At 49.6% G+C, this 7,998-nt stretch carries 6 protein-coding genes and 1 other annotated feature; of the genes, 5 read left to right on the plus strand and 1 reads right to left on the minus strand.

Translation table 11 applies throughout. The features are described from left to right. The first annotated feature begins 360 nt into the window (after window positions 1–360). From ABC831_RS26110 to ABC831_RS26130, 5 genes are all read left to right on the plus strand, one after another. Window positions 361–963, plus strand: coding sequence for a DivIVA domain-containing protein (locus tag ABC831_RS26110; protein WP_343251010.1), 603 nt, complete (start codon window positions 361–363; stop codon window positions 961–963). A gap of 239 nt (window positions 964–1,202) precedes the next feature. Continuing rightward, window positions 1,203–2,549: a DUF512 domain-containing protein gene (locus ABC831_RS26115; protein WP_343251011.1), complete on the plus strand. Its 1,347-nt coding sequence runs from the start codon at window positions 1,203–1,205 to the stop codon at window positions 2,547–2,549. Then, window positions 2,542–3,870 (plus strand): ribosome biogenesis GTPase Der, encoded by a 1,329-nt coding sequence (der, locus tag ABC831_RS26120; protein ID WP_343251012.1) that lies wholly within the window; start codon window positions 2,542–2,544, stop codon window positions 3,868–3,870. The genes ABC831_RS26115 and der overlap by 8 nt, the downstream gene beginning before the upstream one ends. Continuing rightward, window positions 3,870–4,550, plus strand: coding sequence for a glycerol-3-phosphate 1-O-acyltransferase PlsY (plsY, locus tag ABC831_RS26125; RefSeq protein WP_343251013.1), 681 nt, complete (start codon window positions 3,870–3,872; stop codon window positions 4,548–4,550). Before der ends, plsY begins: the two co-directional genes overlap by 1 nt. A gap of 71 nt (window positions 4,551–4,621) precedes the next feature. Then, on the plus strand, window positions 4,622–5,632 hold the full coding sequence (locus ABC831_RS26130; RefSeq protein WP_343251014.1) for an NAD(P)H-dependent glycerol-3-phosphate dehydrogenase: 1,011 nt from the start codon (window positions 4,622–4,624) through the stop codon (window positions 5,630–5,632). A gap of 200 nt (window positions 5,633–5,832) precedes the next feature. Here ABC831_RS26130 and ABC831_RS26135 read toward each other — a convergent pair whose 3' ends face one another. Continuing rightward, complete coding sequence (locus tag ABC831_RS26135) at window positions 5,833–7,212, minus strand: TrpB-like pyridoxal phosphate-dependent enzyme (RefSeq protein WP_343251015.1); 1,380 nt, start codon at window positions 7,210–7,212, stop codon at window positions 5,833–5,835. A 284-nt stretch (window positions 7,213–7,496) separates the two neighbouring features. Continuing rightward, window positions 7,497–7,752: a binding site (T-box leader), on the minus strand. Between the last annotated feature and the right edge of the window lie 246 nt (window positions 7,753–7,998).

Below are 7,998 nucleotides of genomic sequence, written 5' to 3' on the forward strand. Positions count from 1 at the left end.
TTTTCTAAGAGGCTTCGCCGCACATTTTTGGATATATGTCAAGTGTTTTTGCAAAAAAGCAGAGAATATTTTTATACATTCTCTGCTTTTTCCTTAACTAAATGACATTGGTCCCCGGATGTCGGCTTGTTTGAGTCAACTACCGGTGACAGGCATTTTCATATAGCGGCCCTCCCACAATTTACCATAAGCCGCTGTGCCCGTAGTATGTTCCGGGAAAAATAGCAAATAAAAAGATATTATTCTCAGATTATTGACAGTTTTCCTTATTTTTCTTATTATAGTAGGAGATAGGTGTAAAAATGTTGAGAATAGAGATATCCGAATGAAAAGACGGGATCGGGAGGATGGACGGCTTTTATGAAAATTACAGCGCAGGAGATATTGAAAAAAGAGTTTGACCGCAAGATGAAAGGGTATTCCCCCATCGAAGTGGATCAGTTCCTGGATGAGATTATTGCTTCCATGGAAGAGGCAGAAAAAGAATATAAGGCGGGTCTGAGCGCTCTTCAGACACAGATTGATGGTCTGATCAGTGAAAAGGCCGCTCTGGAGGCCCGGATTGATGAACTGCAGGTTCAGCAGGAGGAAGATAAGAAAAATCAGCTGCTTTTGAAGAAAGCGTTGGCCATGTCGAAGAAAAAAGAGCAGGATTACATGGAGAAAGCGCAGGAAAAGGTAAAATCGCTGATGGACGCGGCGCACAGCGCTGCAGATCAGGTGAACCGGGAGGCACAGACCAAGGCCAGACAGATCGTGTTGGAGGCCAATGAGTCGGCGAAGAAAACGGAGTCCGAAGTGGAAGACCGGGTCCGTATGATGCGCGCGATGATTGAGAATCAGCAGACCTCCGTGCGGGAAAGCCATAAGAAATATGCGGAGATCGTCCAGTCCCAGAAAAAACTGCTGGAGCAGTATGAGGATCTGGAGAAGGCTATGGAAGCGATCTCATTTAGAAAATAAATCACCGGTCAGGAGATAAGACGGCGGTTCAAACAACGATCCTCTTAACCCAGTACAGCGGATGCGTTCTGAGTTCAGAGGATTTTGTGTGTCGGCGTGCAAGGCTGTCATGCTGTCGGAACCCGCCGCCTTGTCTTGTTGTACAGGCTTGTTTATTGTCTGGCGGAATGGATATGCTATAAAAAATAGCAGCGTTCGAAAATAGGTAAGGCGCAGGCAGTGCGCCACTGGAGGTTAACATGAAAGATAAAAAACGGGGCCACAGGATTTATCAGCTTGTACCGGGGAGCATCGCTGAGGAGTTGGAGCTGGAACCGGGGGATCTGCTGATCAGTGTGAATGGACAGGAGATCGGGGATGTATTTGATTATCAGTATATGATTGAAGAGGAAGAACTGACAGTATTGATCGAGAAGGCTAACGGAGAGGAATGGGAGCTGGAGATCGAGAAGGATGAGGACGAGGATCTGGGGATCATTTTTGAAAATGGCCTGATGGATGAGTACCGGTCCTGCCGGAATAAATGTGTGTTCTGTTTTGTGGACCAGATGCCGCCGAATATGCGTGAGACACTGTATTTTAAGGATGATGACAGCCGTTTGTCATTTCTGCAGGGGAATTATGTGACACTTACAAATATGAGCGATCATGATCTGGACCGAATTATCCGCTACCGTATGGAACCCATCAATGTGTCGATTCATACGATGAATCCGGACCTCCGGTGTAAAATGCTGAATAACCGTTTTGCAGGAGAAGCGCTTGCGAAGCTTAACAGGCTGTATGAGGCCGGTATTCAGATGAATGGGCAGATCGTGCTCTGCAAGGGTCTTAATGACGGTGAAGAGCTGGAAGATACGATTGAAAAGATGACAGGGTATCTGCCCTGTCTGCAAAGCGTGTCGATTGTTCCGGTAGGCCTTACGCGCTTCCGGGACGATCTTGCGCCGCTTGAATCTTTTACAAAGGAAGATGCCAAAGAAGTGCTGGGCGTAATCCACAGGTGGCAGGAGAAGATTTACCGGGAACATGGCGTGCATTTTATCCACGGGGGGGATGAATGGTATATTATGGCCGGGGAACCGATACCGCAGGAAGAGGTCTATGATGGCTATCTTCAGCTGGAGAACGGGGTCGGTATGGTAAGGCTGCTGCTTAATGAGGTGCAGGAGGAGCTGGAAACCATGGACGCGGACGGCCGTAGGGTTCATGTGTCCATCGCCAGCGGTGAGCTGATTCAGGATTATTTAAAGGAAATTATCGAACAGATTCAGCATAAATTCCCAGGGGTGCAGGCAGAACTGTATCCGATTAAGAATGAATTTTTTGGAGGGAAGATTACCGTATCCGGACTGCTGACCGGGCGGGATCTGAAAAATCAGCTGACCGGGCGGGAACTGGGGGAACGGCTGCTTCTTCCCTGTAATATGTTCCGCAGCGGGGAAGAGGTTTTCCTGGATGATATCACCAGGCAGGAGCTTTCGGAGGCTTTACAAGTGCCCATAGATATTGTACAATCAAGCGGAGCGGATCTCGTCCGGAGTATCTTAAGGACAGACCCTATGAATGGAGGAAGTTATGAGTAAACCGGTTGTGGCCATTGTAGGCCGGCCCAATGTGGGCAAATCGACCCTGTTTAATGTTCTGGCAGGGGATAATATAGCGATCGTAAAGGATACGCCCGGCGTCACCAGAGATAGAATTTACGCGGATGTAAACTGGCTGGACTACCATTTTACCCTGATCGATACCGGCGGAATAGAGCCGGAGAGCAAGGATATCATTCTGTCCCAGATGCGGGAGCAGGCACAGATCGCCATCGATACGGCAGATGTGATTATTTTTCTGACGGATGTGCGCCAGGGACTGGTGGATGCGGATGCGAAGGTGGCGGATATGCTCCGTCGTTCCCACAAACCAGTTGTTCTGGCTGTCAATAAAGTGGATAATTTTGATAAGTTTCTGCCGGATGTCTATGAGTTTTATAATCTGGGGATCGGGGAGCCGCTGCCGGTGTCCGGCGCATCCAGGCTTGGAATCGGGGATATGCTGGATGCGGTGGTCGGCCATTTTACTAAGGAGCAGTTGGAGCAGGAGGAGGATGAGCGGCCCAGGATCGCGATCGTGGGAAAGCCAAACGTTGGGAAATCCTCTCTGATCAATAAGCTTCTGGGGGAAAAGCGCCTTCTGGTCTCTGACATCGCGGGCACCACCCGGGACGCTGTGGATACGGAGGTGACCTGGGAGGGGAAACCTTATGTGTTTATCGATACGGCAGGGCTTAGAAGAAAGAACAAGATCAAAGAAGAGCTGGAGCGCTACAGCATTATCCGGGCGGTAACGGCTGTGGAGCGGGCAGATGTGGTGGTCCTGGTGATCGACGCCACCGAAGGGGTCACGGAACAGGATGCCAAGATCGCCGGTATCGCTCATGAACGGGGAAAAGGGATCATTATCGCCGTGAACAAATGGGACGCGGTGGAGAAGAACGATAAGACCATCTATGAATATACCAACCGGATCCGTGAAGTGCTGGCTTTTATGTCCTATGCGGAAATCCTGTTTATCTCCGCGCAGACCGGACAGCGCCTGCCCAAACTGTTTGAGATGATTGATGTGGTGATTGAGAACCATTCGCTGCGTGTATCCACCGGTGTTTTGAACGAGATTATGACCGAAGCGGTCGCTTTGCAGCAGCCGCCTTCAGATAAAGGAAAGAGACTGAAACTATATTATATGACGCAGGTATCGGTGAAGCCTCCGACTTTTGTCATCTTTGTCAACGACAAGGAACTGATGCATTTTTCCTATCAGCGGTATCTGGAAAATAAGATCCGGGAAGCTTTTGGGTTCCGGGGAACGTCCCTGAAGTTCTTTATCAGAGAGAGGAAGGAGAAGGATCAGTAATGGGTGTGAGAATTATCTGTGTGGTGATCGGCTATCTGTTTGGTCTGTTCCAGACCGGTTATTTTTATGGAAAGGCTCATGGCGTTGATATCAGGCAGCACGGCAGCGGCAATGCCGGCACGACCAACGCGCTTCGCACTCTTGGAAAAAAGGCAGGGGCTGTTACCCTGCTGGGAGACGCGTTCAAATGTGTGGTGGCCGTTGTTGTCACATGGCTGCTGTTCCACAATTCCCAGGCGGATATCATGCCGCTTCTGAACCTGTATACCGGCGCCGGCGTTGTGCTGGGGCATAACTATCCGTTTTATTTGAAATTTAAGGGCGGTAAGGGGATCGCAGCCACAGGCGGCCTGATTGTTGCCTTTAATCTGCCTATGGCCGGAATCGGTCTGGTCACGTTCGCGCTGGGGTATGGAATTACCAAATATGTATCGGTCGGCTCTTTGCTGGTTGTAACCGGATTTTTAATGGAACTGATCGTTTTTGGCCAGATGGGCTGGTTCGGCATGAGTGAGGCACATCGGATCGAATTATACATAGTGGGTGCGTTTCTGACATTATTGGCGGTCTGGCGGCATAGAGAGAATATTAAGAGACTGATTCACGGAACGGAAAATAAGACTTATCTGAGCAAAAAGAACGAAAGTACGAAGGATCAATCTGCCGGAAGTATAAAATAGAGAGTGGAAGCAGAGAGTAGGAAATAGGGCGTATAAAATAGGGAGTATAAAATAGGAAGGGAAGGGTTCATATGGCAAAAGTTAGTATCATCGGAGCAGGAAGCTGGGGAACAGCTCTGGCGTGGATGTTAAACCGCAATGGACACGAGGTGACGATCTGGTCGATCATTCCGGCGGAAGTGGAGATGCTTAAGAATGACAGGGAGCACAGGGATAAGCTTCCGGGGGTACATCTGCCGGAGAATATCCGGATTACCGGTGACCTGAAGCAGGCGGTTATGGACAGAGAAGTGCTGGTACTGGCGGTACCTTCCGTATACACCAGAAGTACGGCTCATTCCATGAGTATCTATGTGTCCGAAGGGCAACGGATCGTCAATGTGGCCAAAGGGATCGAAGAGAAGACGCTGTTTACCTTAAGCGACATTATCGAGGAAGAAATACCCCAGGCGGATGTGGCGGTACTCTCCGGGCCCAGCCACGCGGAGGAAGTGGGGAGGGGGCTTCCCACGACCTGTGTCATAGGAGCCCGCACCAGGAAAACGGCGGAATACCTTCAGAATATCTTTATGAATGAAGCGTTCCGAGTCTATACAAGCCCGGATATGCTTGGGATCGAGCTGGGAGGCGCGTTGAAAAATGTAATCGCCCTGGCCGCCGGTATCGCGGATGGCCTTGGATACGGCGATAACACCAAAGCCGCGCTTATTACCCGCGGAATGACGGAGATCGCGAGACTTGGCATGAAGATGGGCGGAAAGCTGGAGACCTTCTCAGGGCTGAGCGGGATCGGTGATCTGATCGTCACCTGTGCCAGCAAGCACAGCCGGAACCGCAGAGCGGGATACTTAATCGGACAGGGGTATACGATGCAGGCCGCCATGGATGAGGTAAAGATGGTGGTGGAAGGTGTCTACTCTGCCAAAGCTGCCGTGTGCCTGGCGCACAAATACAAGGTAGAGATGCCGATTATCGCGCAGGTCAATCAGGTGTTATTTGACGGTAAGCCCGCGGCGGAAGCGGTAAGGGATCTGATGATCCGGGATAAGAAGATCGAACATAGTGATCTGCCGTGGGAATAGATGCGGTTGGTCTTACCAAAAACAGTCAGATGATCTATATAGAAGAGTTTTTTGCCATTGAATGAAATAAGAGCCGCTGGGACAGAGTAGATCACAAATTCTGTCCCAGCGGCTCTATTTCAGCGGCCCTTCTGTTCCGGCAGCTTTTATTCATCAGCGGGAATCTTTTAGAACATAAGGACCGTTCTGGAAATATAGATTTATTCCTGAATACCTGGAATCTTCGGAAGACCCGCAAATCCCGGTTCTAACTCCTCATCGGTAGGGATGTAGTCATTCATGGATTTATTTAAGTAAGCCGAATAAGCCATCATATCGAAGTAACCTGTTCCGGTAAGGCCGAACAGAATCGTTTTAGCTTCGCCGGTTTCTTTGCATTTCTTCGCTTCCTCCATGGCTCCGTAGATCGCGTGCGCAGATTCCGGCGCCGGCAGGATCGTTTCCTGTTTGGCAAAAAAGGTGGCAGCTTCGAACACCTTCGTCTGTTCCACAGAAATGGCATCCATATAACCATCGTGATACAGTTTAGAGAGAATCGGAGACATACCGTGGTAGCGCAGACCTCCGGCGTGGTTGGCGGAAGGAATAAAATCACAGCCCAGTGTATACATCCGGGCCATAGGCGTCACCCGGCCGGTATCGCAGAAATCATATGCGTAACGTCCCCTGGTCAGGGAAGGACAGGAGGCAGGTTCCACGGCAATGAAGCGGGTATTGGCCCTGCCCAGCAGTTTATCCTGCATAAACGGTGCGATCAGGCCCCCCAGATTGGAACCGCCGCCGGCACAGCCGATGACCACATCCGGATACTCATCCAGCATTTCCATGGCCATCTTACTCTCCAGTCCGATGATGGACTGGTGGAGCAGCACCTGGTTCAGAACGGAACCCAGCACATATTTATAACCGGGAGTGGAGACTGCTTTTTCCACCGCCTCCGAGATCGCGCATCCAAGGCTGCCGGTTGTATCCGGATGCTCTTTTAAAATGGCCCGGCCTACGTTGGTGGTGTCACTGGGGCTGGGAATAATGCTTGCGTCAAAGGTCTCGATCACCGATTTGCGGAATGGCTTCTGCTGGTAGGAGCATTTTACCATATATACGGTCAGAGGAAGATGATAATAGGAGCAGGCTTCCGCCAGCGCAGTTCCCCATTGTCCGGCGCCGGTCTCAGTGGTCAGCCCTTTTAGTCCCTGTTCCTTAGCATAATAAGCCTGAGCGATGGCAGAATTCAGTTTATGGCTGCCGGAAGTATTATTGCCCTCGAACTTATAATAGATTTTTGCCGGGGTATCCAGCGCTTTTTCCAGATTATAGGCCCGGATCAGAGGAGAGGGGCGGTACATCTTATAGAAATCCTGGATTTCTTCCGGGATATCGATGTAGCGGGTCTCGCCGTCCAGCTCCTGGTGAGCCAGCTTTTCGCAGAAGACGGGATACAGTTCCTCTTCCGTCACCGGCTTAAAAGAAGCCGGGTTTAACATCGGGTCCGGCTGTTCCTTCATATCAGCCCTCAGATTATACCATTGTTTGGGCATTTGCTCCTCGGTTAAATAAAGTCTGTGCGGTACTTTTGCCATAATAAAAACTCCTTTCCTGATTCATTTACATTGTTCCAGAGAAACCTTTCGTTTCATTGATTCGATTACGTGAAATCCGCCGCAGTGCGATCCCCGCGGAGCGTTTTATTTCATAGGAGCACTTTCTTATGAAATGAAAAAGAGTTTCGCTTGCGAAACTCTCCGCCTACGGCGGGCCGCGTAAGCGGCATCTTCCTTTCCGCCGTAGTGCGATCCCCGCGGAGCGTTTTTTATTTCATAGGAGCACTTTCCTATGAAATAAAAAAAGCCTCTGTCCTCTGTTTTACAGGGACAAAAGCTTGGAATATGCTTCTGCGGTACCACCCGGTTTGATGATGAATCATCCGCTTGCTTCAGACACGAATATGTCTGTTCCATGGATAACGGGCGGAATTCCCGTCGGGCATTACTGGATACCAGGTATCGTTCTTCCCGACCTCATAAGTCCATTCAACATCCATTTGGTTATCTTCTCACACCAACCGAAGACTCTCTGAAACCAAATTACGGATATCTACTCCTCTTACTCAACGGTTTCACTGTTCTGTTTTTTATTAGTATATTTGCAAATTCCGGATTTGTCAACAATATTTTTGCATTCATACGGCAAATATGGGAGGGGACTGGCCCAGGATGCCGACGGAAATAGTTCCGCAGACCAACATCCGGGGCCTGTCCCCATAGGCGCGAACTTAAGCAAAAAGTCTAGGAAAAATAAAATAAAAAATAAATTCACCCTGCCTCCTCATTTTGTTGTAAAATAGTTTTGCGAAACAAATACATACA

The organism is Diplocloster hominis, assembly GCF_032380655.1.
GTDB classification, from domain to species: Bacteria; Bacillota; Clostridia; order Lachnospirales; family Lachnospiraceae; genus Diplocloster; species Diplocloster hominis.